Source organism: Photobacterium lutimaris (assembly GCF_003025555.1).
GTDB lineage: Bacteria > Pseudomonadota > Gammaproteobacteria > Enterobacterales > Vibrionaceae > Photobacterium > Photobacterium lutimaris.
On record NZ_PYMH01000002.1, the window covers coordinates 147,561 to 174,267 of the forward strand.

Below are 26,707 nucleotides of genomic sequence, written 5' to 3' on the forward strand. Positions count from 1 at the left end.
TCATGAAATACACAGCGGGAGATCTGAATTATAAAGGCGAAACGTCTGGTGTTCATAACTGGATCACAGAACAAGGAAAGAGCTTTTATTGGCATCCTGATTGGCTTCACATTGCGGAAGATCAGACAGGCCTGCATGCCAAACAACAATTGGACGTAGCTGATAATGAAAAAGGAACGAAAGAGCATGCTGTGCTTGCGATTTTAAAACATCTTAATGACTGGATGGTTGATGAAATAGACAAACACCCTGATGCCAAAGAGCAGCCCAAGCGATAGCAAAAATCAACCGGGGCTCATGGAAGGCAAAGGTCTCTGCCCGTATCAGAGAGATATCACACTAAACTCAATTCAAGCACCGAGTTGACTGAGTCACCGTTCCATTTGTAGGTAAAATGGCGGCTTTGGCAAACCTTGTTCACCAATACGGGCTTGTATAATACATAACAGTCATGCCCTTGATGGCGAACGGACTGATAAACAATACCATCCCCTTTTGCCTTTTTGACATCATTTGCCAATGCTTGAGAATGAGCATAATAAGTTGGGTGATACAAGGTCGAATCGAGCAGGTGCTGCTCCCGCAAATCGACCAATTCGGCATTGAACCAGGCATCGATACACCGCATCTGGATATCCTGCGCAGGCTCATTGGTATAGCCCATCACCCGCTCCATATGATGCACGGTTTCCTTTATCGCCGTGTTCACTTCAGGTGCAGCATAATAACCACCAAAGTCCGAAGTATTGAACCTAGCACCATCAGGGTTAACATGAGTAAATGCAGCCATAACATAGCTGCAGTGAGGGATACCAACCAACCTTTCTTCTGGCGGAATGCAGCCAAAGTCACCAGTTTCTTCAGCCAGTCGAGGATTAGTAATCGCCTCAATGGCAAAAATCGCTTCAAGCTGCTCAGGCTCTGCTACATCTTCATACAAGTTGATTGGTGGATATTTGGAAGGGATCAATCGATAGCAAAGCTGTTCACAAAAAGACACTGTTTCCAAATTTTCTAGCATTACATCCATTTATGAACGCCCACCACGCCATGCATTGAGCCGAGTCGCAACTTGATATAAATCGACCACTCTCCCCCCGCACATAATGTCCATCGCCGAGCGTCCAGCAAAAAAAGGATGGCTGTTTGGCTTTTGCACCCAGTGATAAACACTCTCATCAGCGGTAAACATAATACGCAGGCACTTATGGATATTCAGTATATAACTCATTCTTTCCAAAAGATCTTTTGAGACTTTGGCCGATTGTGGATGAGACCGGTATTTGTTTAGTGTCGAGCGGCTACTCAAACCTAGCAACGCCATTTGCTGGCTTTGACTGCATGACCATTTATCAAGGATATTGAATACAACAGGCAATACTGTATTCCCCGCCTGCGCCTGCTGTTGAGATTGACTAATCTGGGCTGCATTCATTTTGCCACTCCACCTGTTTATATATAGACAAAGTTAGCATAAATGCTCAAAAACAGCCAGAAATGCACAAATAAAAGATGGATAAAAAATACCCAGCCAGTGCTGGGTATCTAGTATCACGCTGAATCAGGCCTTTTATACCTAAAAACGCTTACGGCTGAGTGCTCTTTGCCGTGGTTTCAGCAATTTTTACAATCACTTTAACAGCTTGCTCCATACCTTCAATCGTGATGAATTCATGGATGCCATGGAAGTTATAACCGCCTGTAAAAATATTCGGGCAAGGTAGGCCCATGAACGACAAACGAGCGCCATCGGTACCGCCACGGATAGGTTTGATGTTTGGTTTTACATCGCACTCAATCATTGCATGTTTGGCTAGCTCGATGATATGTGGGTGAGGCTCAACCATTTCACGCATGTTGCTGTAGCAATCTGTTAGTATCAACTCCACTCGCCCTTTCGGTAACTGACCATTTAGCTCATCAACTTTCGCCTGCATAAAGGCCTTACGGCTCTCCAAACCTTCGCGGTCGAAGTCTCTGATGATGTAGCCAAGTTCAGTCCGAGCAACGGCTGGCTCCATTGATTTAAGATGATAGAACCCTTCATAGCCTTCAGTACATTCAGGGGTTTCTTCTGCAGGCATCATCAACTGAAATTGCGCAGCAATGTTCATGGCGTTAACCATTTTATTCTTAGCTGTGCCTGGGTGAACGTTCACACCGTGGCAAATCACATCGGCTGACGTCGCATTGAAATTTTCATATTCCAATTCACCAACGGGGCCACCATCAATCGTGTACGCCCATTTAGCACCAAACTTCTCAACATCAAACAGGTTGGCACCACGGCCAATTTCTTCGTCAGGTGTAAAGCCAATACAGATATCACCGTGCTTGATTTCAGGGTTGGCTTTTAAATATGCAACGGCAGTGATGATTTCGGCGATACCTGCTTTGTTATCGGCACCCAGCAAGGTCTTACCATCCGTCGTGATCAGGTTGTGACCGTGAAGCTTATTGAGATCAGGGTAATGAATTGGTGATAACACTTCATCTCCAATACCTAAGGCAATATCCCCACCCTGGTAGTTCTCAACAATCTGAGGCTTTACATCTTTACCTGATGCATCTGGAGCTGTGTCCATATGCGCGATAAAACCAATCGCAGGCACTTCATGACTGACATTCGAAGGCAGGCGAGCTGTCAGGTAGCCATTGTCATCCAACGTAACGTCTGAAAGGCCAAGTTCAACCAGCTCGTCTCTCAGGTGTTGCGCTAATACTCGCTGCCCCTCAGTACTTGGGCAATGGGCATTGGCAGAGTTAGATTGAGTATCAAAGCTCACGTATCGTAAAAAACGCTCAATTAAGTTATCCATGTCCCACTCATATCGTCAATTAGATTAATACACTGAGCAAGTATCCCGATAGGAGCAGTTAAATGAATTGCGATGAATCAGTTTTTTGTGCATTAAATGCAGATTAATTAGAGCGCCGACCACTTTTTTAAATGTAAATCACACTAATAGCAGTATTTTTGGTCACTAAACACACTACCATCAAAAGGATGTAAAAAATTGCCCTCAGGACATAGGCGGTTGTATTATTATACGTATGTTTCGCTTAACCCTGTTTTATACCTCGGTGAAGCCGAATATAAAGTGTGTAAAAATGTAAAATATTGATCGTCCACTATAGAACTCACATCTTATTTAGCTGCTATTCAGTATGTGTGACATTGGTAGAAAAATTTTTCCCAAATACTGCATAAGATGAATCTAAACCAAGGAGGTCTTATGCTTACAAATTTATTTCTACCGCATGAACCCATTGAAAAAACTTTGGATGTTCAAATACCAGTCATCAATGACCAGATTCCAGCCAAGTTGAATTTGAGATATAAGAAAGGACAATTAAAAGCAAATTTACACTTCTGCAATAAAGACGGTAATGAAAAACTCGATTTATTCTATCCACGTATAGCATCAGAATTAAAACGCCAAGCAACACTTAACTTCTCTCAATGTTGTCACTCTCGTTACTTGCCCAATTCTCTTTTAACTTCTCAAGTGTCGAAATGGTGTAATGACAACGCCAAACTATATATATCGTATGAAACATCAAACGGCCTCAAGGTAACAGAACACCAGAAAGGTGGGATTAGAATCAAGGCAAGAAATAGTGATTTAATACCCAACTGATAAGGCGGTGATCCAATAACTCTCTACGCGTTACAGCATTAAAACCCGGCATTAAAGCCGGGTTTTTCAATTATCATAAGCTTATATTGCTTGCCCCCATACTCTGCATATGCAAAATAACGTCTTCAGGCTTAATTGATGGGTCATTAAAGAAGCGAAATAGTTCATTGGTCGCTGCTTTTTCAATCACAGGGCTAACAGCCATTGAATCAATCATACTCGGTACAAGGTTGCCCTGCTTTTCAGCTAAGTGAAAGTCCTGATAAGCCTCTATTGTACAAGAGCTAAAGCCTGTTAACGATATATTGTAATAAGGCGGAATGGATCCTTTCTGTTTGTTAAAAGCAGATATCAGCTGAGGGTCTGAAATGGATTCGACGATTTGATTTGCCAATTCAGCATCAAGCCGCGGACTTTTGAATAGCACAAGACTATCCATATTATAGATAAAGCCCGCTTCATTTGCAGGCGTAGGATAACAACCGATGTGGGCTGGAAAGGTTCCATCCAATGCCATTAGATCCCCGGCAACCCAATCCCCGGTAATTTGAAAAGCACGCTTACCATCAACCAATTGCTGAGTTGCCGAATCCCAGGTTTGTTTTGTGATATAGGGTAAAACGATCGTACTCACTTGTCGAAACAGGTGAAGCGCTTCCAGCGTTGTCTGGCTTGCAAGCGCTTCTGAGTCAAGTTCAATATACGCTTTTTTATAGTATTGCGCTCCTCCTAAACCAAAAGCGATATTTTCAAACAGCTGGACAATCTGCCACGGCTCATTACCGATCGCTAACGGAGCAACTCCACGTTGCTGGAGGTCAGCAAACACTTCAATCATCTGTTGCCAAGATTCAGGAATAGTGAGCTGATGCCGCTGTAATACTTCACGATTTACCCACATCCAATTTAAGCGATGAAGCGTCACTGGAATAGCGACATAATCGCCATCATAGCGATGAATCTGTCGGGCCATCTTGAATAGGTTTTCATCCCATTTGTGCTGCTCGGCCGCATCATTAATACCGTGCAAAAAGCCAAGTGCAGCCCAAGACTTTATCGATGGTCCTTCAAGTTGTGCGACATCCGGTGGATTACCGGCAATAGCACGCGCCTGGAGTATAGACTTTGCAATTTTACCTCCCCCTCCCTCAACGGGAACACTGACCAGATTAAAGCCACTTTTGACCAGCTTATCTTTTATAATTTCAACAGAGTTCACTTCACCTTCAGAAGTCCACCAATGAAGAAATTGCACATCCTTTGCAGCGTGTGCGGAAAAAGCAGCCGTCATCAAGCCTGCAATTAAAAGCTTTTTCATACATCTCTCGATAAAAATAATTCCACGACCAATCCCTGCTCTGGATGATTATTCAGTATCAAATCTCCACCATGAGATCGAGCTATGCTTCTCGAAATCGTTAACCCAAGGCCTGAACCCTCAATGTCTTGCTCATGGCACCTAAAATACGGTTCAAACACCTTTTCTAACAGTTTATTTTCTATACCAGGACCGTAGTCTCGTATGGCTATAACAAGATAGGAGTCAGAATTTAAAAGAGAAACATCCACTTTCCCACCATACAAAACGGCATTATCAATTAAGTTATAAATACAACGCTTTATCGCAACGGGCTTACCAAAATAAAGAGCATTATTGCTGTGAACAAAAGACACGGTAGGTTTGTGTCGGTTGTAATATTCAGCGCATTGGATAAGCAGTTTATTGATGTCCACACGTTCTGGCTCTTCATGAATATCTGTTTCGCGAATACACTGTAAGGCCCCTTTCAGTAAGAGGTCGAACTCATTTAACAACTTCTCAAAGCGCAGCCTTGTATGCTCATCATCTAGCATTTCTGTCCGTAACTTGAGACAAGCAAGCGGTGTTTTTAGATCATGAGATATTGCACTGAACAACATTTCTCGGTCACGAATATAGGCTCGTACTCTCCGGTTCATCTTGTTGAATGCGTGTACCGTGGCTTGCATCTCGGCACTACCTTCCTCTTTGATCTCCTTGACCACTAACTGTGACCCCATCAGCGTTGCCGCCTTCGCCAATGATTTAATAGGACGCAACTCTTTCTGTACGATCCATGCGGTACACAACATTAATAAGACGGATGTAATACCCAAAAATATAAATTGCCGCTGCTCAATAAACGGTGTTGATAAGCTAGAAAAGGTTACAGGTAAAACGGAAGCAATATAGAACCACTCCTGCTCAGACATTTTAATTTGTATGACCATGATAGGAAGATTTAGCTCACCGAGCACCAGACTATACTTAGTCCAGATCTCCGGCAGTTCATTCAACTTTATACCCGAGTTGAAAACGCGAATATCTTCTCTCTTTGTTATCGCAACACGAATATCTTCAGCTTCAGTCAGTTCAAGCAACAACTCTTGTTCGAGTTGACTTACTAGCCAGGGTGTATAACGGTAACTTGAAAGAGTATCGTTTGAGATGAATTTATCATTAATTGAAATGAAGAAGCGTGTACCGCCTGACTCTCTTAATTGATTGAGAATCAAATGACGATAGTTAACAGGAAGTGACTGAAAGTAACTGTAAGTATCTGATGCTCCTTCCGCGATGCTCAGAGCAGTCTGCTTGATGTTGGTTTTTTTCTCATTTTCATTTGCTTGATACCAAATTGCCCCTGCAATTAACTCTGCAATGATAATGACAACCAATAACGTCGCACCAACACGAAAGGTAATCGACTTAAAAAAAGTAAGATTTTTATTCATTCGTTTTTACGACTCAAAAAAGGTATCAACCGCCAACATATACCCTTTGTTTCTAACCGTGAGAATTATTGATCGATCATGATCGTGGAGATGCTTGCGGAGCCGACTCATTTGCACATCAATCCCCCTTTCCATTGGTTCAACCTCTCGCCCCCACACCCATTGCGCGATTTCATCTCTACTGAAAATTTGGTTAGGGTTTTGAACGAATAAGCTCAATAAGGAAAAGTCAGCGCCTGATAACTGCACGGTTTCACCATCAGCATGCACCAATCGCCTTTTTACCGTATCAAAGGTCCAATTTAAAAATCCAACTCTTCTGCTAAATAACGTGCTGCTATTAAATTCACTACGCCGCAATAATGCTTTTATTCTTGCTAGTAATTCTCTGGGGCTAAATGTTTTCGTTATATAGTCATCAGCACCGACTTCTAATCCTGTGATGCGATCGACCTCATCACAAACAGCTGTCAGCATAATAATGGGGACATGTGATTTCAATCGTATTTTACTGCAAAGTGTAAACCCATCCTCTCCAGGAAGCATGACATCCAATACAATGAGATGGGGTTCTTGAAGGTTTATCTGTTGCCACATTTCTTCTCCATCAGAAGCAGTAACAACATTAAAACCTGAACGGCTCAAATACTCGCTGAGTGCATCTCTAATTTCTTCACTATCATCCACGACGAGTATGTTTTTCTTATCCATAAGAAGCCCTATAAAATACTACCGTCATAGTTATATGTTTAATTAACAAACAGGGCAAGCTCTTTGTTAATTAATTGGATCTTGATATCGACTTACGGCTTTGTAAGGCTCTTGTTACAAACGAGTAACCATAAATTACTTAGCAAAGGGAATATATTGCTAAAGTTGTCACCGAAATAAATCATAAACATTTATTTCTTACGTTAGTACCGCCCTTCAACGTTTTTATATCAATTAGGATGTGACATATGAAGATAGGAATGACCCCGGTCAAAGCAACCGCTACTGTAATTGCACTTGCCATCGCACCGTGTATTGTCAGCGCGCAATCTTATTCGACGATATCAGAACAGAACATCTATTTCCTAAGCCCCCATCCTGATGACATACTGCTTACATTCGGTGGGCTCATTAGCAAAATGGCCAATGAAGGCAGTCTAGAGCACAAAACGAATGTAACTGAAGTATTCTTTAGCCTATCTAATTATTCGACAAATCATCTAGATATTCTCACGAATAAGCGTGTGCTTGATATCACGAAAATGCGATTTAATGAGGACTTTAGTGCCCATACTGAAATGTTTGGCCATTGGGATAATTTCCGTTATAAAACAGCAGGCTTTTATGATGCACCTTTACGCCTGTATGAAGGCTCGCCGACGGCTGGTGGCGGTCCTGCTGGCTCATTTGCTGATTTTAGGCAAGCTGAGATTGATGTATACAACCGAATTGCCGCAGATATCACGCCAATCTTAAAACAACCCGACTGTGCTGCATTTGTACTTCTTGCCAACGGATCACACATTGATCATTTTATTGTTCGTGAAGCAGTGATGAAAGCAGCCTATCAATTAGGTGATGAAGCGAAGTGTCAGATTTATTTCGGTGAAGACCAACCTTATACAGGCGCTAATCCCGATAAAGCACAAGATGAGTTAAATACAATTAAAGCAAGGTTGCCGCATAACGCTATATCAAAAGTTTCGTACTGGTATGATAAAGATTATAAGTTAGATTTATTCAAGAAATACTATTTAAGCCAGTATGATGTGGCATATATACCTCCACTCAATAATGCAGAGTTTGAAAATATCTATAAGTGGGACAAATCAACGTATAGGGATTTACAAAAACATCAGCTGTGTAATTTTGATTATTGCGCACTTAGGTAAGTATTTTAAATCCATAAAATAAAACCCGGGTTGATATTCACTCGGGTTTTACTCTTCTTAAATTAGCCTCGCGGAACCCAAGGCGTTACTTTTACCGTTGGTTGATGAAAGTTAACGGTTTCGCCATCTGCGAGTGATGAAAGCCTGATCACCTTGGTGTCACCATCATTAAAATGTACCACTACGCCTTCAACATCCGGCATAAACCAGTCAGAGAACATACCGCCAAGAGCAGACAGTAACTCGTTCATCTGTGGTACCAGTTCAGCGATGTCAGTTTGCGTAATAGCCGTGCCGTAATCTTTCTTGGCAATGACCTGCATGGACACATCGCAAGTAATGCCATCATCAATCACGAAAGTCACATCGGGGTTAGCCTGGCGTAAGTTGCTATCAACCGGCACAGTTAGTTCATTGTTTTCTGGAATCACTAGCTCTTCAAAATGCTTGTCTTTGCGCATTGATCCTTTATGGATATGACAGACGCTGCCATCTTGCTGGTTCAATAAAAACAGGGCGATTTTCACATCATCATGCCCTTCTTTTACGTTTTGCTTGAGCTTGCTGTAAAGTGTGCTGTATCGCATTTCTATGTTCTGTGCTGCTGCATCCTGAGCATAGAGCGAACTGCTGGCAAACAAGCCAGCTAACAGCCAATAGGTCAACTTCATCCTTTATCCTTGGCGCCAATATTGCTTGTTGTGCCTGATCATTGTTTGAATTTCATCAACATAAGCCTGACCACGCTCTGAGTAACGGCTTAGTCCTTCTGCCAATTTTGTGCCTTCTACTATATCACCGTCTATACGCTGTGCAGAGCGTATATCTCGTAAGTCTTGATAGGCCCGATTAGTATTCACATTCATGAAGTACGCTTGCACTGACAGATAAGGCGAGGCGAATACCGCCACTTCATGGCTGGCGCCATCATTTCGTGCATTAGGGACCAAACCGCAGCCCTTACGATAACACCATTGACCGAAATAGTTGTTTCCTTCCACAGCAAAGCGTGACGTTCCCCACCCTGATTCATTGGCCGCTTGGCTCAGTACAAGAGATTCCGGGATCACATCAACGCGATTAAGCATTGCTGCTAACCATTCTGATGTCATGCCACTATCATTCAGAGGCACTTTATAGGCGTCAGAGAGTTTCTCCGCATAGGTTTTTTGATTGGTTGAGAGCAATTCACCGGCATGGACTGGAGATTGAATTAACTCTAAAAACTGGCGCTCTTTTGCTACCCGTTGATTTTCATGTTCAACGGCCGGGCGTAGAAAGTCGAAAAAGGCCGCTTTCTTCTGGCCAACATCGGTTATTTTCGAGAAGTCTGGCTTGGTACTTTGTGATGAGGCCAATAAGGCCTCATCGTTAGCGCTTTGGGAAGGGATTTCACCACATGCTGTCAATCCACTGACTAGTGCAATTATGGCAACTTTACTGGTTGTTATCTTTTTTATCACGCGTCAAAAACCTTTGAGTCCCCCTGCTGATCTTGGTCGCTATCATTTTGGCCTTTTTGTACGGTAGAAACGTGTAGAGAAACACCGAAAAGGTTACGGTAGATAATGGCTTTCACATTAAAGAAGAACGGAATTGTCCAAATCAAGCCAATACCAGCAGTGGCAAATGAAATAATAAACATCGTTAGGATGACAATGAAAATAGCTGTCATCGGCAGTAGTTTACGCAAAGTTGCCACAAGTGAAAACTGTATTGCTTTCAATGGTGATAAACGTTTTTCACAAACCAACATAATCGCTAGGCTAAAGCCCATGGAAAGAAGCATACCCAGAATTGGGAAGATAGCGTTGGCGATGCCTTGTAGGGAAGCGCTGAGTAAAACAGTAATGACAGAAGCAATAGCAAAAGGAAAACCTTTCACCAAGTAACTTGGCTTACTTGGTAGACCGACCGCATGGTTGAGTGCCATCAAGCTGACGCCAGCCAATAATGGGGCACTTAATACATCAGACCAAAAGTTAGCCATGTATCCTGCTTCAATCACTGAGGCTGTCATTTCGCCGCCAGTAATCACTGCGTCAAAAAATACCGTTGCACTTCCCAGTTGTACTTGTAGACCAACTAAAAGCAGCGCAACCTGCGCCAGAAACAAACCAATAACCGCAGGCAAGAACGTCAGAAAATTCTTGGCCGTGATTTTCCAGGCTTCTTGAAGCACGGACAGTGATTGAAGGTCACTCTCACCTTTCAATGCTCTTTCGATTGAACCGCCAACTTGGATTGTTTTGTTATTCATTTGTATTTCACTAACTATTACACACTAGGCCCGTGATTGTACGCTAGTTCAGCACGATAGAGAAACATTGAGACAAAAAGCAGTTTTTCTATTCAGCTTCAGATTTTGCTGGCGAATTAGCCAGCCAGCCTTAATACACTATGATTAATAGGTTATACCGACGGCAAGTAACTGCTTTGGTATTGATTTTAAAGATAATTATATCAAAGCGAGAACCATACATCTTAGGTGTTATAACACAGCGATATACGAGTATGAAAATAGTCTAAAAAATTGGAAAAAAACGCTTTGAATTACGCGTTTAGGGGACTATTATGCGCCCCCTAAATTCAACCTAATAGTTGGGGGGATTACCTATGAAACCCCTAGGTGGAGATCTCGTAGAATTGAACGCTGCAGAAACAACTAAAGCACCGGTGATTCAGCTTAAAGGGCTGAGCAAAAGCTTCGATGGCAAGCAAATTATCACTGGTCTCGATCTGAATGTGAACGATGGTGAATTCCTTACCATTCTTGGCCCTTCTGGCTGTGGTAAAACAACAGTACTCCGACTTATCGCCGGCTTTGAAAATGCCGATGCGGGGCAAGTTGTTATTGCTGGTAAAGATGTAACGAGCATTCCAGCCGAACAGCGAAATGTGAATACTGTCTTTCAAAGTTATGCGCTTTTCCCGCACATGACGGTGTTTGAAAATGTTGCCTTCGGCCTGCGCATGCAGAAAGTGGCTGAGAGTGAGATTGAACCGCGCGTTATGGACGCGCTGCGTATGGTGCAACTAGAACAATTTGCGCCACGTAAACCTCACCAACTTTCTGGCGGTCAGCAGCAGCGTGTTGCAATCGCACGTGCTGTTGTAAATAAGCCAAAAGTACTGTTGCTGGATGAATCCCTGTCTGCGTTAGACTATAAACTTCGCAAACAGATGCAGATCGAGCTTAAGCAATTGCAGCGTAAACTGGGCATTACGTTTATTTTCGTCACGCACGATCAGGAAGAAGCCCTCTCAATGTCAGACCGTATCATTGTTATGCGTTCTGGTAACGTTGAGCAGGATGGGTCCCCTCGTGAGATTTACGAAGAGCCAGAAAACCTATTTGTTGCTCGCTTCATCGGTGAAATCAACGTGTTTGATGCCGTTGTCAAAGAACGCCTAGACGAAACACGTGTATTGGCGAATGTTGAAGGCCGCCCTTCAATGATCCATTGCAAATTACCGGTTAGCGCGGGTGACAAAGTTAAAGTGTTGCTGCGTCCTGAAGATATCCGCTTGGAAGAAATCAATAATGGTGACGAAGCTCAAGGCATTATTGGTTATATCCGTGAGCGTACCTATAAGGGTATGACACTTGACTCGGTGGTTGAGCTGGAGACGGGAACGTCTGTCATGGTAAGTGAATTCTTCAACGAAGATGATCCTGATGTAGACCACACTCTAGATCAAAAAGTTGCGATTACTTGGGTTGAAAGCTGGGAAGTGGTGCTGGCAGATGAACAAGAAGCTTAATCTTCAAAACATCATCATAACCATCATTGTTAGTTGGCTATTGCTGTTTGTCTTTATGCCAAACCTGATGATCATCGGTACCAGTTTCCTGACCCGAGATGATGCAAACCTGATTGAAATGACCTTTACGTTGGACAACTACATCCGGTTGTTTGACCCGCTGTATGCCAAGGTCATGATGCATTCGTTTTACATGGCGCTGGTGGCCACCCTGCTCTGCTTGGTGATTGGCTACCCGTTTGCCTATGCGATTGCAAAGATGCCTGAAAAGTGGCGTCCATTCATGCTGTTTTTGGTGATTGTACCATTTTGGACCAACTCGTTGATCCGAACTTACGGCCTCAAGATCATGCTAGGTACTCGCGGTATTCTTAATAATACCTTGCTGTATCTCGACATTATCGATAAGCCAATTCGGATCATGTATACCGAATATGCGGTCATGGTTGGTCTTGTGTACATTCTTTTACCGTTTATGGTACTTCCACTGTACTCGGCTATTGAGAAGCTGGACTACAACTACATTGAAGCGGCGCGAGATTTGGGTGCGAACAAGTTCCAAACATTCGTGAAAGTGATTTTTCCACTGACAATGCCAGGCATTATTGCTGGCTGTCTACTGGTCCTATTGCCTGCCCTAGGCATGTTCTATGTGTCTGACCTTCTTGGTGGCGCAAAGAACCTGCTTATCGGTAACGTGATTAAGAGCCAGGTATTGAACGCCCGTGATTGGCCGTTCGGTGCTGCAACCAGTATCGCATTGACCATCGCTATGGCAGTCATGCTGTACGCCTACTACCGTGCCGGCAAGTTGCTAAACCGTAAAGTGGAGCTTGAATAATGGGACGCATATTAAAATTCAGTTTTATGACTGTGGTGTATGCCTTCCTTTATACACCAATCATTATTCTGATTGTTAACTCATTCAATGCCAGCAAATTCGGCATGAAATGGGGTGGATTTACGACCAAGTGGTATCACCAACTGGTCAACAACGACAGCTTGATGCAAGCAGCATGGCACTCACTGAACATTGCCGTGTTCTCAGCAACCGCTGCAGCGATTATTGGTAGTTTGACGGCCGTCGCCCTCTTCCGTTACCAGTTCCGCGGCAAGCATTTTGTCAACGGTATGCTGTTTGTAGTGATGATGTCGCCAGACATTGTGATGGCCATCTCGCTTCTCGCGCTGTTTATTTTGGTTGGTGCCGAACTCGGTTTCCTCACCTTGCTGCTTTCTCATATCACATTCTGTCTACCCTTCGTGGTAGTCACGGTATATAGCCGCTTGAAAGGCTTCGATGTGAAAATGCTGGAAGCAGCCCGTGATTTAGGTGCGAGCGAATGGGTAATTCTAAAGCAAATTATCCTACCGCTAGCCAAACCTGCAGTTGCCGCAGGTTGGTTGTTGAGCTTTACCCTGTCTTTGGATGACGTGATTGTCAGTTCATTCGTGACAGGCCCAAGTTATGAAATTCTGCCTTTGAAGATTTACTCCATGGTTAAAGTGGGTATTTCACCAGAAGTAAATGCATTGGCTACAATTATGCTAATTGTATCTTTGATTCTGGTTGTCACCTCACAGCTATTGGCACGAGAGAGAATCAAATAAGGCTTGTAACACCGCTTTAAATTTGGCGTTAGCCAAAAAAACGAGCAAGTGGCCTTCGGGCCACTTGTTTTGTATTAACACCCTAAAAGGGTTTTGGAGATGATAATCTAATGAAAAAATGGTCCGCTTTTCTAGCCGGTACTGCATGCGCTGCTGCGATGTTTACTCACATTGCCAATGCCGCAGACAAGGAATTAGTCTTTATGAACTGGGGCCCGTACATTTCTACGGAGCTTCGTGAGCAGTTCACTAAAGAAACTGGTATTAAAGTGATTTATTCGACTTACGAGTCGAACGAGACTATGTACGCTAAGTTAAAAGCCCACCCCCAAGGTTACGACCTGGTTGTGCCGTCAACTTACTTCGTTGCGAAAATGCGTGATGAAGGCATGTTACAGAAAATCGATAAATCAAAGCTAACTAACTTCAAAGAGCTTGATAAGAATTATCTGGATAAGCCTTTTGACCCAAACAACGACTTCTCGATCCCACACGTTATCGCAATGACAGGCTTGGCAGTTAACACTGACATGTATGATCCTGCCGATTTCGATAGCTGGGCGGACCTTTGGAATCCTGAGCTTGAAGGCCAACTCATGCTTATGGATGACACGCGCGAAGTGTTCCACATTGCCCTTCGAAAATTAGGTTACTCTGGTAACACTACCGATCCAAAACAGATCGACGAAGCCCACGAAGAACTGAAAAAATTGATGCCAAACGTATTGGTGTTTAACTCAGACAACCCTGCCGCGCCATATCTAGCCGGTGAAGTCGGCTTGGGCATGCTATGGAATGGCTCTGCTGCTGCCGCTCAGAAAGAAGGCTTGCCGATTGAGCTAATTTGGCCCAAAGAAGGCGGTATCTTCTGGGTTGATAGCCTTGCTATCGCCAAAAATGCCAAGAACGTTGAGGCTGCACACAAGATGATTGATTTCTTGTTGCGCCCTGATGTTGCTGCAAAAATCTCTGAAGAGACTGGCTACCTAACGGCCGTTGAAGCATCAAACGCCAAGTACAAAGACAACCCGACTCTGTTCCCACCGCAAGAAGATCTAGACCGTGGTGAGTGGCAAGATTCCGTTGGTGAGATGAACATCCGCTACGAGAATTACTTCCTGGAACTAAAAGCCGGTCAGTAATAGCAATGAATTAACTCAAGGCAGCCAAATGGCTGCCTTTTTTATATCGAAAACAGACAGACATTGGCTATTAATAGTTCAGACAGTTATTAAGGCTTGAGATTCCATATCGTAGTCATTCAATTCCCTGTTATAATAATGCTCTTAAAAGCACTGTATTTTCAGTGTATTTTAACGAACTTAACTACCCTCAATACACGGGTAGCAATCCGATGTTCAGCGACTTGGCTGAACATAACGACACTTTGCAGGAGAAGCGGTTAGTACTTCACAGAGATGATTTTCATCCATAATTAGTACATTCGCTAGAGAACACTCTCAATATCCCATTTAGTTTGGAGCATATAACAATGAAAAAATGGTCTTCTTTAATGGCCGGTGGTGTTTGCGCTATGGCAATGTTTTCGCACATGGCAACAGCAGCAGACAAAGAGCTTTATTTCTACAACTGGTCTGAATACATCCCTTCAGAAGTTCTGGAACAGTTCACCAAAGAAACGGGCATTAAAGTGATTTATTCGACCTACGAGTCGAATGAAACCATGTACGCAAAGCTGAAAACCCATGGTGACGGCTACGATCTAGTGGTTCCTTCAACCTACTATGTATCGAAGATGCGTGAAGAAAATATGCTGCAAAAAATCGACAAGTCAAAGCTAAGCCACTTTGACGAGATCGACCCTAATTTCCTGCACAAGCCATTCGACCCTGAAAATGATTACTCTATCCCTTACATCTGGGGTGCAACAGGTATCGGTGTAAACACCGATATGATGGACAAAGAAGAAGTGGCGAGCTGGGCTGACCTTTGGGATCCTAAGTGGGAAGGCCAATTGATGATGATGGACGACGCTCGCGAGTTCTTTCACATCGCTCTGCGTAAACTTGGCTACTCTGCGAACACCAAGAATCCTGAAGAAATTAAAGCCGCGTACGAAGAGCTTAAAAAGCTAATGCCAAACGTATTGGTATTCAACTCTGACTACCCTGCAAACCCTTACATGGCAGGAGAAACCTCACTAGGTATGCTGTGGAACGGTTCTGCTTACATGGCTCGCCAAGAAGGTGCACCAATTGACATCGTATGGCCAAAAGAAGGCGCCATCTTCTGGATGGATAGCATTTCTATCCCTGCCAATGCGAAGAACACCGATGCAGCCCATAAGATGATCGATTTCCTACTTCGCCCAGAAAACGCAGCGAAAATTGCACTAGAGATCGGTTACCCAACACCTGTGGAAACGGCTAAAGACAAGCTTCCAGCTGAGTTTGTCAACGACCCAAGCATCTACCCACCTCAAGAAGTGATGGATGCCGGGGAATGGCAAGACAGCGTAAACGGTGCAAACACCCTTTACGAAGAGTACTACCAGAAGCTAAAAGCAGGTATGTAATCTCTCCCAGTCATTATTGAAAACTCGGGCTTAGTCCCGAGTTTTTTATTTGTAACACCCATCAACGGTATAATGGAAATTACGTATCATCCAATAGGCTATTTAACGCAGTATTCAGCCATTTCACAGCCGGGCCGACAGCTCTTCCTTTTGGTGCAACACACTCAACCGGTGCTTGCCACTCCTTATGATCGAAAGTCACAGGCAGTATTTTCATTTTCCCCAGCTCTACCCTCTGCCTTGCTTCATGACTCGGTAGATATGTCCAACCCAAGCCTTTTTCAACATATTGAATCAGCACGTGGTGGTCATTGGTCCACCAATGGTTTGAGGAGATTGGTGGCATATAAGCCATCGATTTGCCACTTTCACCTCTAACCATCAACTGGCGATGAGGGATAAGGTCTGCAGGCGTGACACTGTCATTATTTGCTAGAGGATGTTCAGGGCAAGCAACCGGCACAAACTGAACACTACCGATATAACGTATATCCAGTTCTTTAAAATACGTCATATCGGTCAACATCACCCCCAGATCCCCTTTTCCATCAAGCAACAGACCTGGAATATCAGTGCTACTGGCCAACATTGTACTTAGGGTTGTTGAGGGAAAACGCTGTCCAAACTCCTCAGCAATATCACTGAGCTTATCTATCAGCAAATTGTCATCAATAATTATGGTTACTTCTGTTTCCTGAAAGTTGCTCAGAGCCTTTGCTGCACTCTGTAATTCAAAACTCTGTTGCAAGGTGGCCTCAGCAAACCGAAGCAGATGATTCCCCTGCTCTGTGAGCGTGGGCTTACGTGTGGAACGATCAAACAGCTCAACATTCAAGTCGATTTCTAAATTTGCAATCCCCTGGCTCACGGCAGATTGAACTTTGCCTAACTGTCTGGCACAGGCCGAAAATGAGCCTAGCTTTGCTGCGGTAACAAACATACGAAGTTGGTCGAGATTACACATACTATCAGTAAAAGTGATGATAACTAACTATATTAAATCACAGATAGAGATATTATACCTGCATAAAAACACTTCCATTAGCTCGGATATAAATGATGACAATTAAAGAACGTATTTTGCACACTGTGTTGTTTGAGGTATTTGCCCTTATTATTTTGATGGGAGCAGCGACCTTGTTCACAAGACATAATCCCGCCGTTGTCGGTGGGTTGAGTGTTGTGATGTCATTGATTGCAATGGCTTGGAACTATCTATACAACGTATTGTTTGACAGGTTTGTTGGCGAAGATCGCCTGAACAGAACCGTTAAAACACGCCTTTTACACGGCTTAGGTTTTGAAGGCGGGCTTATCTTCGTCACGATTCCAGTGTTGATGTGGGTATTACAGTTAGACTTTTGGACCGTTCTGATTCTTGATCTAGGTATCGTACTCTTCTTTTTGATATATGCGATTATCTATAACTGGGCATATGACCATGCCAAAGCGAAGTTTTTCACAAAGCCAGCTCATATCGAAGCTCACATATCAGAATATTAATATAACTAATTAAACGCCCTAAATCTGTGGGCGTTTCTATTTGTCGTAATGAACAGTGACTTATAAATTATTGTTGTAGTGGTCATTCTGTGTGCGTATTCATTATTTAGAATAAACAGCCTCTCTTGCTCGGCGCATTTTCACCTTTCTTTTTGTCGACGAATAAGCCTTGCAAATCAACGCTTTAATCGCGTGATTTACAGGTGTAATATATATTAAAATATTAAAGATACATCTTCCCACTTAGGATTGATTGATAAATACAATGCCATATGTACAATGCCCACACTAACAGTAGGTAATCATTATGATTATAAAAAGTGTTAATAAACGAAAAACGTCTATACACTTTTCAGAATAAATAACAGCTGTTTCATCAAAATAAAATAATTATAGCTCAATACACCAAGGTTATACATGCATTGTAAAAACTGCCAGCATCATGGCACTTTAGTTCGTATACACAGAACACTTTTAGATAAACTTTTTCGTGTAAAATTCAAATATGCATGTAAAGCATGCGGACATATTAATAAGTATTGATGACACAGAGCCCATTTAGGGTTGGAGTGAATTAATATTTCAAAATAAATAGGGCGCAAGATGCGCCCTATTTAATACCTAGAACAAGCTTCTAACCAAGTATCTCATCGACAAAGTTAGGGACTAGCTTCGAAGCCGGACCGTAGCGCTTCTCGGCAAACTCGCTTTCAACCTCACTTGGCTCCAAGTTTAATTCAATCGTATGGGCGCCATGCATAGCGGCTTCATGAACAAAGCCTGCGGCGGGATATACCGCCCCTGATGTACCGATCGAAATGAACAAGTCGGCTTCTAACAATGCGTCATGGATTCTATCCATACCAATCGGCATTTCACCAAACCAAACAACATTAGGTCGCATTGGCGCTGGCATCTGACAGCAGTGACAGTGATCATCAAGTGAAATATCACCACGCCACTCTATGGATTGACCTGTTTCACTGCATTGAGCTTTTAATAACTCCCCATGCATATGAATAATATTCTTGCTGCCCGCGGCCTCATGCAAATTATCGATATTCTGCGTCACTATCGTGACCTTGCCTTCAAGTTCTTGCTCAAGCCTTGCAAGCGCTCGGTGTGCTTCGTTGGGAAATACGGTGCCACTTTCTAGCTGCTGACGACGTAGATTATAAAAGTTCTGTACCAATGCAGGATCACGGTAGTACCCTTCTGGCGTGGCCACATCTTCAATGCGGTGGTTTTCCCACAGTCCGTCTTGGTCACGGAATGTACGAATACCTGATTCCGCAGAGATACCCGCGCCGGTTAATACAACAATATTTCGATAAGGAAAATGCATAGCCGTGTCCTTTCTTTATTCGCTTATAAGCTTTATACCATTGTTTTCATGTGGTTATAAGTAAAACGTCTACGACATTAGTCTAATTGTAGAAGGCAAACAAAAAGTTATAGTGCATTAACTGGTAAAAGTAACACTCTTGTGTTCCCTCAACCAGTTTATGGCTTGTTATCTGATTCTCATTCGTAAAATCGTAGGTATAAAAAAACCGGTAGCTGAACTACCGGTTTTCATGTCTCTAATGCAGCAACTTATGGATTATCATGTGCGGCATTGCCCTTCTTATCCGCTTCGACTTTATCATCATAACCCGGCTGATTTTCTGGCAAGCCTTTGACTTCCTCATACCAGAGATCGTGGTGCTCTTTTGCCCAAGTTTCATCGACTTCACCGGTGATCATGCCATCAAGGCCCGCTTCCATCCCAAACAAACCGATGTAGATATGGAAGATAAAACCACAAATCAGAACCAGTGCTGACAACATATGGACAAGATGTGATAGCTCCATATCACGGCGGGTTTGATCAAAAATTGGGAAATCGAGAACAAAACCACTCATGACAATAAAAGCACCAAAGAAGATCAACATCCAAAAGATGACTTTCTCACCACCATTCGAGAACCCTGCCGAAGGATGACTACCTTTGTGCTTACCGACCATGCCGCCCATTTTCATGAACCACTGCATATCAACTTTGTTGAAAATACTCTTACGCCACCACTTAACGAGCACAGCAACCAAGAAAAATGCAAACAAAGGCCCAATGTAGTTGTGGTATTGCTTGGCCGCATAAATGACCCAGCCCCACAACTCTGTTGGCACGATAGGCTTGATAAAGTACTTACCATAAACCAACGTCAGGCCACTAAAAGCCAGCGTCAAGAAGGTAAAGGCCAAGCTCCAGTGCAATGCCCTATCAAGTCGGCTCCAGCGTTTAATTTTGCGTCCGGTCTTTGGCTTACTCAGCTTAAGCGGGCCAACAACGACATATGCTAGCCCGACCATTACCAAGCTACCAAAAATAGCCAGCGCACCAAGTGGCGACATCCACTTCTCTTTCATAATGAACCAGGTTTGCCCTGGCACACTGATCAGCACCCCATGCTCAGGTGATTTGGACGTGGTATAGCCTTCTTGGCCATCCTTAACCGCTCGCCAATAGTCAGCACCGGCAAAACCAATGACTTCATGCCTTACAACAGACTCGCCCAAGCGCTCAGATTCAGAGTTAGCACCGGATTCATTGCTTGCTGCCGCCGATAATGAAAACATCAATATCACGACAGTGCTCAGCAAGAAAAACCAGTGTTGAATTCGCTTAGTCATATTACTCCCGACTGTTCATTCAACAGTTATGTTCAAACCTTTATTCAGTGGCAATCACATCAACAAGCGTTTGTATAGCACCCCCTGACGTAACGGCCACTTATTCGTTAGCTCAGCTTATGCCTTGCGGACCTCAGAGGCATCATAAGCGAGGTCATCAGAGCTTGCCCAACCCGCTTCTTTGGCACCTCGGGCGACAACCCGCTCGCGGTAAACATCTGAGATTTTCGCTGCATCACCGGCCAACAGCGCCTTGGTCGAACACAAAGAAGCACACATAGGTAACTTACCTTCAGCAATACGGTTGGCACCGTACTTCTGCTTCTCTTCAATCGAACCCGTTTCTACATTTGGGCCACCTGCACAGAAAGTACATTTGTCCATTTTGCCACGCTCAGCAAAAGCACTTTGTTGTGGAAACTGCGGTGCGCCAAACGGACAGGCAAACAAGCAGTAACCACAACCAATGCACAGATCCTTGTCATGCAAAACAATGCCGTCTTCGGTCTGTACGAAACAGTCTGCAGGACATACCGCCATACAAGGTGCATCGCTACAGTGCATACAAGCTACCGAGATAGAGTTCTCATTCGGCAGGCCATCATTGAGGGTAACAACACGACGACGTTGAATACCCCACTCAAGCGCATCATCATTTGCATTTTTACAAGCTGTCACACAACCGTTGCACTCGATACAACGCTTAGAGTCACAAAGAAATTTCATACGTGCCATCAGAATGACTCCTTACGCTTTAGAGATTTTACAGAGGGTGACTTTGGTTTCCTGCATCTGAGTCACAGGATCATAGCCATAGGTCGTTGCCGTATTTGCCGCTTCACCAGAAACAAACGGAGCACTGCCATCAGGGTAACGATCACGAAGGTCTTCACCCTGGAACTTTCCGCCGAAGTGGAACGGGATAAATGCCAGTCCCGGTTTCACGCGCGGTGTTACCATCGCTTTAACGTGGATGCGCCCCTTCTCGGCCCCCTCTACCCACACCATGTCACCGTCTTTGAAGCCAATGTCATTGGCATCTTTCGGGTTAACCTCAACAAACATCTCTTGCTGCAATTCTGCCAGCCAAGGGTTAGAACGGGTTTCATCACCGCCCCCCTCGTACTCAACCAATCGACCCGAGGTCAATACAATTGGGTATTCGCCAGACATGTCTTTGTCCTGGATAGACTTGTACAGTGTTGGCAGACGGAACATCGCTTCGCTGTCATCCCATGTCGGATAATCCGTCACCAAATCACGACGAGGCGTGTAAAGTGGCTCACGGTGCAATGGAACAGCATCAGGGAAAGTCCATACTACGGCACGGGCTTTGGCATTACCGAACGGAATACAGCCATGCTTAATCGCTACACGCTGAATACCGCCAGACAGGTCCGTTTTCCAGTTCTTACCTTCGGCCTGTGCTTTTTCCTCAGCGGTAAGATCATCCCACCAACCAAGTTGTTTCAGCATCTTATCGGTAAACTCTGGGTAACCATCTTCCAGTTCACAACCTAGCGAGAAGCTGTCATCAGCCAGTAGACTGTCACCGTTACGCTCAACACCGAAACGTGCACGGAAATTACCGCCACCTTGGGCAACCGTTTTTGACGTGTCATACAGGATATGGGTACCTGGGTGTTTCATTTCAGGCGTTCCCCAGCATGGCCAAGGCAGACCGTAAGTTTCACCGTTTGCCGGACCACCTTCAGCTTCAAGCGAAGTCTTGTGGAAGGTATGCCAGTTTTGCTGGTGTTCTTTCAAACGCTCAGGGCTCTGACCGGTATAACCGATAGTCCACATACCCTTGTTGTATTCGCGAGTGATATCTTCAATCACTGGCTGATTGTTTTCTACACGGATGTGCTTAAACAACTGCTCAGCAAGACCCAACTTCTGAGACAGCAGGTACATGATTTCGTGGTCAGGTTTTGACTCGAATAGCGGCTCAATGACCTGATCGCGCCACTGGATAGAACGGTTTGTGGCCGTCACAGAACCGGTTGTTTCAAACTGAGTGGTTGCCGGTAGCAGGTAGACATTGTCTTTGCGGTTGTTCATGACCGCTGCCACGCCTGGATACGGGTCAACAATCACCATCATATCCAGTTTTTCCATTGCCTTGCGCATTTCAGTACCACGGGTTTGCGAGTTAACCGCATGGCCCCAGTAGAACATGGCGCGAATGTTGTCGTTCTGCTCGATGTTTGCCTTGTCTTCAAGCACACCATCAATCCAGCGCGACACAGGAATACCGGCATTGTTCATTGGCTTCTTGCCACGGTATTCTTTTTGGTCGAATCGGCCTTTTAGCCATTCGTAGTCGACATCCCAGACTTTTGCCCAGTGTTTCCAAGCACCTTCAGACAGGCCGTAGTAGCCCGGTAGGTTGTCAGAGAGTACGCCAAAGTCAGTTGCACCCTGTACGTTATCGTGACCACGGAAAATATTAGCACCGCCGCCTGATTTACCCATATTGCCAAGCGCCAGCTCGAGAATACAGTAAGCTCGGGTGTTATTATTACCTGTCGTATGCTGAGTCCCCCCCATACACCAAACGACACAGCCTGGGCGGTTTTCAGATAGCAGTTTCGCTGTTTGGTAAACATCCGCTTCTGGTACACCACTTACGCGTTCCACTTCAGCGGGTGTCCACTTAGCCACTTCAGCTTGAACGTCATCCATCCCCCAAACACGCTGACGAATGAACTCTTTGTCTTCCCAGCCGTTTTTGAAGATGTGGTACAGCACACCCCAAACGAAAGCAACGTCTGAGCCCGGACGAAGAGAAACATAATGATCAGATTTTGCCGCAGTACGAGTACGACGCGGATCGGCAACTACAATCTTACAGCTGTTACGCTCTTTCGCGATCAAGATGTGCTGCATAGCGACGGGATGCGCTTCTGCTGGATTAGAGCCGATGAACAGGATCGACTTACAGTTGTGCATGTCATTGAGCGAGTTAGTCATCGCCCCGTAACCCCAAGTGTTTGCTACACCGGCAACCGTGGTCGAGTGACAAATACGCGCCTGGTGGTCAACGTTGTTAGACCCCCATAGAGAGACCATTTTACGGAAAAGGTACGCCTGCTCGTTGTTATGTTTTGCTGAACCCAGCCAGTAAACCGAATCTGGCCCTGACTCTTCGCGGATCTTCTTAACCTGCTGGCTCACTTCATCCAGTGCTTGCTCCCAGCTCAGCTTTTTCCACTTACCGTCTACCAACTTCATTGGGTATTTGATACGCCGCTCACCATGGCCGTGCTCACGCAAGGCCGCGCCTTTAGCACAATGCCCACCCGCATTAAATGGGTGATCAAACGCCGGCTCCTGGCCTGTCCATACACCTTCCTGAACTTCAGCGTAAATACCACAGCCGACTGAACAGTGGGAACAGATTGTACGTTTTACTTCTACCGGCGCTTTAGGATCAACCTCTTTAGCTTCGGCTTTTTTCATCATGCCCGGCGCAAACAAACCTGCACCAGCCATACCACCAGCCGCCGCCAGTGATGAATTACGAATAAAGGAACGACGCGAAATACCTAGCTGGTTTTCGTCCTTGCTTACGTTGTCGGAACGTTTTGTCAGTTTCATTTATGGCTCCGCCTTACAAGGTTTCGTAGTAATCGCGAACGTGCTGGGTTTCGCGATAGCCAGTTGTATTGTCATCGTGATTTTTGGTATTGCCGTCAGACTGCTCGACCTTTGCCTGAACGGCTGTTGTCGCCCCTGCAGCAATCGCACCAGCAGCCACGCTCAAACCAATATTTTTCAGTAATTGGCGACGACTTTGACTAGTTTCATTATGAATCGCTTCATTGTTACTAGCTTTATTTTGCTCGCTCATAAAAGCTTGCTCCTTTATCGTGTTCCCGAATCCGAATATCTCGCTTCGGAAATCAATTTTTCTGCTAAGTTTCTCGTAATATAAATAACGACTTTTCAATTGTTTCCTCAGCTACATCCTGAGCACCCTCATTTGGTCGCTAAGTAGCGGTTACGTCGTCACAAAATCAAAAATTAGGTAAAGTCTAGTTCACCTCTATCAATCGTGTTTTTTCGACCAGCAGGAACTGCAAAGCCAGTTCAGCAACTGCACTATAAAACACCGCACTGTTCGCCTTTTTTAGGTCATTGCAGAGTCGTTCGAACCACGTCGCGATATGGCGATTGAAGAAAACTTGCTGAAGATGTCTATCTCCGCCTTCCACCAGCATCGCCATCACTTCAAGTAAGGCTGCAATATGGTCTTCGGGCTCTTTAACACTCTCATCACGTTGAAAGCCTAACTGCATAAGATCACGACGAAGATGCGCAAGCGGCATTTCCATCAACGAACCAGTCAAATACCATGATCCAAAAGGAACAATTTCACCGCGCCCGATCCCGATGAACAAATCTTGGTATTCCTCTTCTACAGCCAAAACAGTTGTTGTTTGAGCAGCAAGTTTCAGAACAGGCCAAGAAGCAGCCATGGTGTTAGACACATTTTGATTCGCTTCAACATCCAGTGAAGAAAGCCAATCGAGAACGGTTTGATCCGGTGCCTTACGAAACACATGTGCCAACAAGCCATAAATTTCAACACGCAGTGCACTTTCTTCTTGAGCAGTTTGAAGTACTGATTCCATTTACTATTCCTACACTTTTAGCTGACTTTCAGGATCATCGACGATCGTCGAGAAAATATCGCGAACACGACAGTCTTCGCACATATTCAGGCGTCGAATGGCCTCTCCCTGAAACTGCGAATGGTTTTGTAACTTTTCAGTCAGCATTTTCACCATCGAAGCCGGTGCAAAAGCTTTACCGCAACGGGTACAACACGCTGCTTCTTCTTCATGAAGAACCTGTGCTTCTTGACGAGTTTGTGCATTCCAAGTCACTCCCGGATTAAGAGAGATCACTTTTTCAGGACACGCCTTTTCACACATGCCACATTGCACACAATCTTGTTCAATAAATAGCAAGCCTGGACGATCACCAATGGCATGTAATGCCCGAGTTGGACACACAGACACACATCCCATACACAAGGTACAATCGTCTTCTCGACAATCTACCGAACCATAAGGGGCATTTTCCGTTACATCTGAACGTTCAGGTTTAACAGGAGCCTGCGCGTAAAGGGCATCAAGAACAGCAAATAACTTTTCACGTTTTGTCCCCTCAACAGGGCTAGCAATATTCAATAATGCAGAATCAAAACCTGTAAAAGACTTGGCTTCAGCAAAATCAAACAAAGCAATACGTTCAATGTCATAACCCATTTCAGCCAAGAATGACTGAGCAGTCGCTAATTCATCGCGAAGTACACGATCGATAGTGTCAGGAATATAAGAGGTATTCGTTGCTAAAAGCACTTGATGGGCGCCGTATGCCAATGCACTAAACCAAGTATCAATACCGACTGTGGCCAACTCTTCCAATGCAACCGGAATTACGGATTCAGGAAGATCGGAAAGGATCTCGTTTACCGTGGCTTCATCGCGATTACCATAGAAAAGAAGCGTCGGAGTTTCCCCACCCGCTTTTCGATAATTCGTAATTAAGCGATAAACAAAATGTTGCGTATTAGCCGGATCAGGAAGTGCATATGAAATAGCTTCTGTAGGACACGCAGTCGCACAAGTACCCACGCCTTGGCAAAGGTATGGATTAATTTCTATATGATCACCGGTACTTGACAATGCACCAGCAGGACAAGCATCAACACAGCGCTCACACCCGGTTACACCCCGCGAAGAGTGCGCACAAAGGTCGGGATCCAAACGGAAATATTTTGGCTTATCAAATGTGCCGACCATCGCAGGAAGATCTTCAATCACATTGGCCAGTTTCGCTTTTCCTGCTCCAACCGCATAATAGCCAGGAGCTGAAATCTCAACCTCAGATAAACCGTCTTCCGTCATATCAACAATTAAATCAAAACAATCTTGGCCTATAGCCACTTTTGCCAGATTCACTGTTGTCAGCATATTCTCAACATCACAAGACACTTCAAATGCGCCTAGGTAACCTTTGATGGTTGCCTTACTCGCATAATAAAGGTTGTTACGCTTAGCACTGTTTTTGGCATTCTCTAAAGATTGTGCTTTCGCTGTGGCAAGTAGGGTTACCGAGTTCAGCGAAGTAAACTGTGCTTCAAGTGTAGTGATAACGTCTTCTGCGCCCACCAGCAAAACATTCCCACGGCTTTCATAGGAAACCGTTGGTGGAATAAGGTTTGAAAGCTCAACGGTATCATTTATCGCCGCTAGCCTTGCTTTACCGTTTTGCTCATTGAACGCAGAAAGTGCTTCAAGTGTACTATTTAACATTATTATTCCTGT

26 protein-coding genes are annotated in these 26,707 nt (G+C 44.4%); 9 read left to right on the forward strand and 17 right to left on the reverse strand.

Annotation, left to right across the window (positions count from 1 at the left end; translation table 11 throughout):
* Positions 1-2: 2 nt before the first annotated feature.
* Complete coding sequence (locus C9I99_RS06280; RefSeq protein WP_107348022.1) at positions 3-278, forward strand: hypothetical protein; 276 nt, start codon at positions 3-5, stop codon at positions 276-278.
* A gap of 56 nt (positions 279-334) precedes the next feature.
* On the opposite strand, the gene C9I99_RS06285 is transcribed toward C9I99_RS06280, so the two are convergent.
* From C9I99_RS06285 to pepT, 3 genes are all read right to left on the reverse strand, one after another.
* Positions 335-1,021, reverse strand: a complete 687-nt coding sequence (locus C9I99_RS06285) for an RES family NAD+ phosphorylase (protein ID WP_107348518.1) — start codon at positions 1,019-1,021, stop codon at positions 335-337.
* 9 nt (positions 1,022-1,030) lie between these two features.
* Positions 1,031-1,435, reverse strand: coding sequence for an MbcA/ParS/Xre antitoxin family protein (locus tag C9I99_RS06290; RefSeq protein ID WP_107348023.1), 405 nt, complete (start codon positions 1,433-1,435; stop codon positions 1,031-1,033).
* Positions 1,436-1,586: 151 nt separating this feature from the next.
* On the reverse strand, positions 1,587-2,819 hold the full coding sequence (gene pepT, locus C9I99_RS06295) for a peptidase T (protein ID WP_107348024.1): 1,233 nt from the start codon (positions 2,817-2,819) through the stop codon (positions 1,587-1,589).
* A gap of 417 nt (positions 2,820-3,236) precedes the next feature.
* Between pepT and C9I99_RS06300 the strand changes: the two genes are divergently transcribed.
* Positions 3,237-3,641 (forward strand): hypothetical protein, encoded by a 405-nt coding sequence (locus tag C9I99_RS06300; protein ID WP_107348025.1) that lies wholly within the window; start codon positions 3,237-3,239, stop codon positions 3,639-3,641.
* A 73-nt stretch (positions 3,642-3,714) separates the two neighbouring features.
* Here the strand turns inward: C9I99_RS06300 and C9I99_RS06305 are convergent, their stop codons facing one another.
* From C9I99_RS06305 to C9I99_RS06315, 3 genes are read right to left on the reverse strand one after another with little or no spacing between them, the layout of a single operon-like run.
* The gene (locus C9I99_RS06305; protein ID WP_107348026.1) at positions 3,715-4,959 is read right to left on the reverse strand and encodes an ABC transporter substrate-binding protein; all 1,245 of its coding nucleotides are present in this window, start codon (positions 4,957-4,959) and stop codon (positions 3,715-3,717) included.
* Positions 4,956-6,395: an ATP-binding protein gene (locus C9I99_RS06310; RefSeq protein ID WP_107348027.1), complete on the reverse strand. Its 1,440-nt coding sequence runs from the start codon at positions 6,393-6,395 to the stop codon at positions 4,956-4,958. The genes C9I99_RS06305 and C9I99_RS06310 overlap by 4 nt, the downstream gene beginning before the upstream one ends.
* 6 nt (positions 6,396-6,401) lie before the next feature.
* Positions 6,402-7,106: a response regulator gene (locus C9I99_RS06315; RefSeq protein WP_107348028.1), complete on the reverse strand. Its 705-nt coding sequence runs from the start codon at positions 7,104-7,106 to the stop codon at positions 6,402-6,404.
* Between the two features lie 248 nt (positions 7,107-7,354).
* Between C9I99_RS06315 and C9I99_RS06320 the strand changes: the two genes are divergently transcribed.
* Positions 7,355-8,278, forward strand: coding sequence for a PIG-L family deacetylase (locus C9I99_RS06320; RefSeq protein ID WP_107348029.1), 924 nt, complete (start codon positions 7,355-7,357; stop codon positions 8,276-8,278).
* 62 nt (positions 8,279-8,340) lie between these two features.
* Here C9I99_RS06320 and C9I99_RS06325 read toward each other — a convergent pair whose 3' ends face one another.
* Genes C9I99_RS06325 through C9I99_RS06335 form a run of 3 tightly spaced genes read right to left on the reverse strand, consistent with a single transcriptional unit; the run spans position 8,341 to position 10,538 of the window.
* Entirely contained in the window at positions 8,341-8,949 is a 609-nt protein-coding gene (locus C9I99_RS06325) for a DUF2987 domain-containing protein (protein ID WP_107348030.1), read from the reverse strand.
* 3 nt (positions 8,950-8,952) lie between these two features.
* Positions 8,953-9,741, reverse strand: coding sequence for a glucosaminidase domain-containing protein (locus C9I99_RS06330; protein WP_243734334.1), 789 nt, complete (start codon positions 9,739-9,741; stop codon positions 8,953-8,955).
* Positions 9,738-10,538, reverse strand: coding sequence for a DUF2189 domain-containing protein (locus C9I99_RS06335; RefSeq protein ID WP_107348031.1), 801 nt, complete (start codon positions 10,536-10,538; stop codon positions 9,738-9,740). The genes C9I99_RS06330 and C9I99_RS06335 overlap by 4 nt, the downstream gene beginning before the upstream one ends.
* A gap of 386 nt (positions 10,539-10,924) precedes the next feature.
* Here C9I99_RS06335 and potA point away from each other — a divergent pair, with 386 nt between their 5' ends.
* The 5 genes from potA to C9I99_RS06360 all read left to right on the forward strand — a co-directional run bounded on the left by potA (position 10,925) and on the right by C9I99_RS06360 (position 16,190).
* Positions 10,925-12,043 (forward strand): spermidine/putrescine ABC transporter ATP-binding protein PotA, encoded by a 1,119-nt coding sequence (potA, locus tag C9I99_RS06340; RefSeq protein WP_166645392.1) that lies wholly within the window; start codon positions 10,925-10,927, stop codon positions 12,041-12,043.
* The gene (potB, locus tag C9I99_RS06345; protein ID WP_107348033.1) at positions 12,027-12,884 is read left to right on the forward strand and encodes a spermidine/putrescine ABC transporter permease PotB; all 858 of its coding nucleotides are present in this window, start codon (positions 12,027-12,029) and stop codon (positions 12,882-12,884) included. The genes potA and potB overlap by 17 nt, the downstream gene beginning before the upstream one ends.
* Complete coding sequence (gene potC / locus C9I99_RS06350; RefSeq protein ID WP_107348034.1) at positions 12,884-13,654, forward strand: spermidine/putrescine ABC transporter permease PotC; 771 nt, start codon at positions 12,884-12,886, stop codon at positions 13,652-13,654. Before potB ends, potC begins: the two co-directional genes overlap by 1 nt.
* A 110-nt stretch (positions 13,655-13,764) precedes the next feature.
* Positions 13,765-14,796, forward strand: a complete 1,032-nt coding sequence (locus C9I99_RS06355; protein WP_107348035.1) for an extracellular solute-binding protein — start codon at positions 13,765-13,767, stop codon at positions 14,794-14,796.
* Between the two features lie 350 nt (positions 14,797-15,146).
* Positions 15,147-16,190, forward strand: coding sequence for an extracellular solute-binding protein (locus tag C9I99_RS06360; RefSeq protein ID WP_107348036.1), 1,044 nt, complete (start codon positions 15,147-15,149; stop codon positions 16,188-16,190).
* Between the two features lie 79 nt (positions 16,191-16,269).
* On the opposite strand, the gene C9I99_RS06365 is transcribed toward C9I99_RS06360, so the two are convergent.
* Positions 16,270-17,154, reverse strand: a complete 885-nt coding sequence (locus C9I99_RS06365; protein ID WP_107348037.1) for a LysR family transcriptional regulator — start codon at positions 17,152-17,154, stop codon at positions 16,270-16,272.
* 95 nt (positions 17,155-17,249) lie between these two features.
* Between C9I99_RS06365 and C9I99_RS06370 the strand changes: the two genes are divergently transcribed.
* Positions 17,250-17,693 carry a PACE efflux transporter gene (locus C9I99_RS06370; RefSeq protein ID WP_107348038.1) on the forward strand — a complete coding sequence of 148 codons (444 nt, stop codon included), beginning with the start codon at positions 17,250-17,252 and terminating at the stop codon, positions 17,691-17,693.
* Between the two features lie 634 nt (positions 17,694-18,327).
* On the opposite strand, the gene cobB is transcribed toward C9I99_RS06370, so the two are convergent.
* From cobB to C9I99_RS06405, 7 genes are all read right to left on the reverse strand, one after another.
* Positions 18,328-19,038, reverse strand: coding sequence for a Sir2 family NAD+-dependent deacetylase (cobB, locus tag C9I99_RS06375; protein WP_107348039.1), 711 nt, complete (start codon positions 19,036-19,038; stop codon positions 18,328-18,330).
* A 251-nt stretch (positions 19,039-19,289) separates the two neighbouring features.
* Complete coding sequence (locus C9I99_RS06380) at positions 19,290-20,312, reverse strand: formate dehydrogenase subunit gamma (protein ID WP_420849222.1); 1,023 nt, start codon at positions 20,310-20,312, stop codon at positions 19,290-19,292.
* A gap of 171 nt (positions 20,313-20,483) precedes the next feature.
* Complete coding sequence (gene fdh3B / locus C9I99_RS06385) at positions 20,484-21,101, reverse strand: formate dehydrogenase FDH3 subunit beta (RefSeq protein ID WP_107348041.1); 618 nt, start codon at positions 21,099-21,101, stop codon at positions 20,484-20,486.
* A gap of 12 nt (positions 21,102-21,113) precedes the next feature.
* A complete protein-coding gene (locus tag C9I99_RS06390; RefSeq protein WP_107348042.1) occupies positions 21,114-23,969 on the reverse strand; it encodes a formate dehydrogenase subunit alpha in 2,856 nt (951 codons plus the stop codon).
* Positions 23,970-23,982: 13 nt separating this feature from the next.
* Positions 23,983-24,222, reverse strand: coding sequence for a twin-arginine translocation signal domain-containing protein (locus C9I99_RS06395; protein WP_107348043.1), 240 nt, complete (start codon positions 24,220-24,222; stop codon positions 23,983-23,985).
* 184 nt (positions 24,223-24,406) lie between these two features.
* On the reverse strand, positions 24,407-25,006 hold the full coding sequence (locus C9I99_RS06400) for a TorD/DmsD family molecular chaperone (RefSeq protein ID WP_107348044.1): 600 nt from the start codon (positions 25,004-25,006) through the stop codon (positions 24,407-24,409).
* A 9-nt stretch (positions 25,007-25,015) separates the two neighbouring features.
* A complete protein-coding gene (locus tag C9I99_RS06405) occupies positions 25,016-26,695 on the reverse strand; it encodes a 4Fe-4S binding protein (protein ID WP_107348045.1) in 1,680 nt (559 codons plus the stop codon).
* Between the last annotated feature and the right edge of the window lie 12 nt (positions 26,696-26,707).

What these genes read in the sequence shown, in the direction of transcription:
- C9I99_RS06280 (WP_107348022.1), top strand. Translation starts at nt 3, where the DNA reads ATGAAATACACAGCGGGAGATCTGAATTATAAAGGCGAAACGTCTGGT.
- C9I99_RS06285 (WP_107348518.1), bottom strand. Translation starts at nt 1,021, where the DNA reads ATGCTAGAAAATTTGGAAACAGTGTCTTTTTGTGAACAGCTTTGCTAT.
- C9I99_RS06290 (WP_107348023.1), bottom strand. Translation starts at nt 1,435, where the DNA reads ATGAATGCAGCCCAGATTAGTCAATCTCAACAGCAGGCGCAGGCGGGG.
- pepT (WP_107348024.1), bottom strand. Translation starts at nt 2,819, where the DNA reads ATGGATAACTTAATTGAGCGTTTTTTACGATACGTGAGCTTTGATACT.
- C9I99_RS06300 (WP_107348025.1), top strand. Translation starts at nt 3,237, where the DNA reads ATGCTTACAAATTTATTTCTACCGCATGAACCCATTGAAAAAACTTTG.
- C9I99_RS06305 (WP_107348026.1), bottom strand. Translation starts at nt 4,959, where the DNA reads ATGAAAAAGCTTTTAATTGCAGGCTTGATGACGGCTGCTTTTTCCGCA.
- C9I99_RS06310 (WP_107348027.1), bottom strand. Translation starts at nt 6,395, where the DNA reads ATGAATAAAAATCTTACTTTTTTTAAGTCGATTACCTTTCGTGTTGGT.
- C9I99_RS06315 (WP_107348028.1), bottom strand. Translation starts at nt 7,106, where the DNA reads ATGGATAAGAAAAACATACTCGTCGTGGATGATAGTGAAGAAATTAGA.
- C9I99_RS06320 (WP_107348029.1), top strand. Translation starts at nt 7,355, where the DNA reads ATGAAGATAGGAATGACCCCGGTCAAAGCAACCGCTACTGTAATTGCA.
- C9I99_RS06325 (WP_107348030.1), bottom strand. Translation starts at nt 8,949, where the DNA reads ATGAAGTTGACCTATTGGCTGTTAGCTGGCTTGTTTGCCAGCAGTTCG.
- C9I99_RS06335 (WP_107348031.1), bottom strand. Translation starts at nt 10,538, where the DNA reads ATGAATAACAAAACAATCCAAGTTGGCGGTTCAATCGAAAGAGCATTG.
- potB (WP_107348033.1), top strand. Translation starts at nt 12,027, where the DNA reads ATGAACAAGAAGCTTAATCTTCAAAACATCATCATAACCATCATTGTT.
- potC (WP_107348034.1), top strand. Translation starts at nt 12,884, where the DNA reads ATGGGACGCATATTAAAATTCAGTTTTATGACTGTGGTGTATGCCTTC.
- C9I99_RS06355 (WP_107348035.1), top strand. Translation starts at nt 13,765, where the DNA reads ATGAAAAAATGGTCCGCTTTTCTAGCCGGTACTGCATGCGCTGCTGCG.
- C9I99_RS06360 (WP_107348036.1), top strand. Translation starts at nt 15,147, where the DNA reads ATGAAAAAATGGTCTTCTTTAATGGCCGGTGGTGTTTGCGCTATGGCA.
- C9I99_RS06365 (WP_107348037.1), bottom strand. Translation starts at nt 17,154, where the DNA reads ATGTGTAATCTCGACCAACTTCGTATGTTTGTTACCGCAGCAAAGCTA.
- C9I99_RS06370 (WP_107348038.1), top strand. Translation starts at nt 17,250, where the DNA reads ATGACAATTAAAGAACGTATTTTGCACACTGTGTTGTTTGAGGTATTT.
- cobB (WP_107348039.1), bottom strand. Translation starts at nt 19,038, where the DNA reads ATGCATTTTCCTTATCGAAATATTGTTGTATTAACCGGCGCGGGTATC.
- C9I99_RS06380 (WP_420849222.1), bottom strand. Translation starts at nt 20,312, where the DNA reads ATGTTTTCATTATCGGCGGCAGCAAGCAATGAATCCGGTGCTAACTCT.
- fdh3B (WP_107348041.1), bottom strand. Translation starts at nt 21,101, where the DNA reads ATGGCACGTATGAAATTTCTTTGTGACTCTAAGCGTTGTATCGAGTGC.
- C9I99_RS06390 (WP_107348042.1), bottom strand. Translation starts at nt 23,969, where the DNA reads ATGAAACTGACAAAACGTTCCGACAACGTAAGCAAGGACGAAAACCAG.
- C9I99_RS06395 (WP_107348043.1), bottom strand. Translation starts at nt 24,222, where the DNA reads ATGAGCGAGCAAAATAAAGCTAGTAACAATGAAGCGATTCATAATGAA.
- C9I99_RS06400 (WP_107348044.1), bottom strand. Translation starts at nt 25,006, where the DNA reads ATGGAATCAGTACTTCAAACTGCTCAAGAAGAAAGTGCACTGCGTGTT.
- C9I99_RS06405 (WP_107348045.1), bottom strand. Translation starts at nt 26,695, where the DNA reads ATGTTAAATAGTACACTTGAAGCACTTTCTGCGTTCAATGAGCAAAAC.